General features: G+C 64.8%; 2 protein-coding genes and 2 pseudogenes. All 4 read right to left on the bottom strand.

The genetic code is table 11. The features are described 5' to 3' along the window. A partial coding sequence (locus tag MFF42_RS24845; RefSeq protein ID WP_003596862.1) for a hypothetical protein occupies positions 1-219 on the bottom strand: 219 nt, incomplete at its 3' end. A 302-nt stretch (positions 220-521) separates the two neighbouring features. Next, the gene (locus MFF42_RS24850) at positions 522-803 is read right to left on the bottom strand and encodes a hypothetical protein (protein ID WP_231343942.1); all 282 of its coding nucleotides are present in this window, start codon (positions 801-803) and stop codon (positions 522-524) included. After that, a pseudogene (locus MFF42_RS26715) lies at positions 804-890 on the bottom strand (hypothetical protein); the annotation flags it as partial. Between the two features lie 84 nt (positions 891-974). Continuing rightward, positions 975-1,297: pseudogene (locus tag MFF42_RS24860) on the bottom strand (AAA family ATPase); the annotation flags it as partial.

Below are 1,297 nucleotides of genomic sequence, written 5' to 3' on the forward strand. Positions count from 1 at the left end.
GACCGGCATGCCGGTCAAGGAGCGCGGGTTCACCTCGGCCCGATATCCCTTCGAATGCCTGAGCAGGCGCCGCATCTCATCGAGCCAGCCGAGGTCCTCGGCGGACTGGTCGTAGAGGCAGATGGCCAGCCCGTGTTCGAGGACCGGCTCGATCTTGGCGTATGCCTCGGAGGAATGCATCGCGGCAACGGCCTTGTCCCGGGATGGCCAGCGCGCCATCAGCGCGAACTCGACGTACCGGATGTCCCGGTCGTGCAGGTAGAAGACGACGTTCTTGTGCCGGAAGCGGGGACGCTGGAAGACGGGTCGCGGCCTCAGATCGACGAGTGCCCGCGCGGCGTTGGTCGCAATCAGGCGCAGCAGAGGCTCCTCCGTCAGCCCCTCGATGTCGACGAAGGCGACGGCGCCCTCTCAGTCGTCCTGGCCGGGGAAGAGGGTGTATTGCAGGTCCGGCATGGACGGGACGGCATGCGGCGCCAGCGCCCGGGTCGGGAAGCTGAGGATCTTGCGTTCGGCCATCGTCAGGCTTCCGGGACCAAGGAGGCGGCACGCCTCTCGACGGAGGCCAAGTCACGCAGCCGGACGGCATGTTCGGGCAGGCCCCCGCCGGGAGGCACGAACGTGCCGTGCTCGTCCTTCAGATCACCTTTCTTGATGAAGAAATCCTCATGCATTCGCTCGCCGACGCCGGTGAATGGAACGATGACCATCTGGGCCTGGGTCGGCGCCTTTCCGTCCTTGGGCCGTTGCGGAAGTTCCGTAACGATGGTGTCGGAGTGAAGCTCGACCGCGAGGCTCTTCACGTAAGGCTCGACGTAATAGACCCGCTTCACCCCGGCGGTGACGAGGTGCCGGGCACAGTTATGGCAGGGATATACGGTGCAATAGAGCGTCCACTGACGACTGTTGCCGGCCCTTCGTGCGGGCGAGGCGCTCGGGTCGCCTGTCGCGGTGAAAAGCGTCGGGTTGACCGGTTACCGTGGCAAAGCAGCGTTGATGGCCTCGATGACCTTCTCACCGTTGTCGAGGGTCGTCACGACGCCAGGGCCGTTTCCGTCCAGGAAACTGGGATTGCGGATGAGCCAATCAGCCGGGCTGAAGTGGTCGAATTCCGGCGTGGATGCCGGGAGGATCCTGAACACCGTCTCCATGCGCTTCACCAGCCGGCCGGGGCCCGGTGCATCCTTGTCAAGCTTGGCTAGGGTCAGTGCGGAACGCCCCTTGAGCTCGAAGGCGCCGTTGACAATGCCGACATAGGTCTCGGGCTCGAATATGTCCTCGACGTCGCCCTCGGCGA

Source organism: Methylorubrum podarium, from assembly GCF_022179745.1.
In the GTDB taxonomy this organism is placed as follows: Bacteria; Pseudomonadota; Alphaproteobacteria; order Rhizobiales; family Beijerinckiaceae; genus Methylobacterium; species Methylobacterium podarium.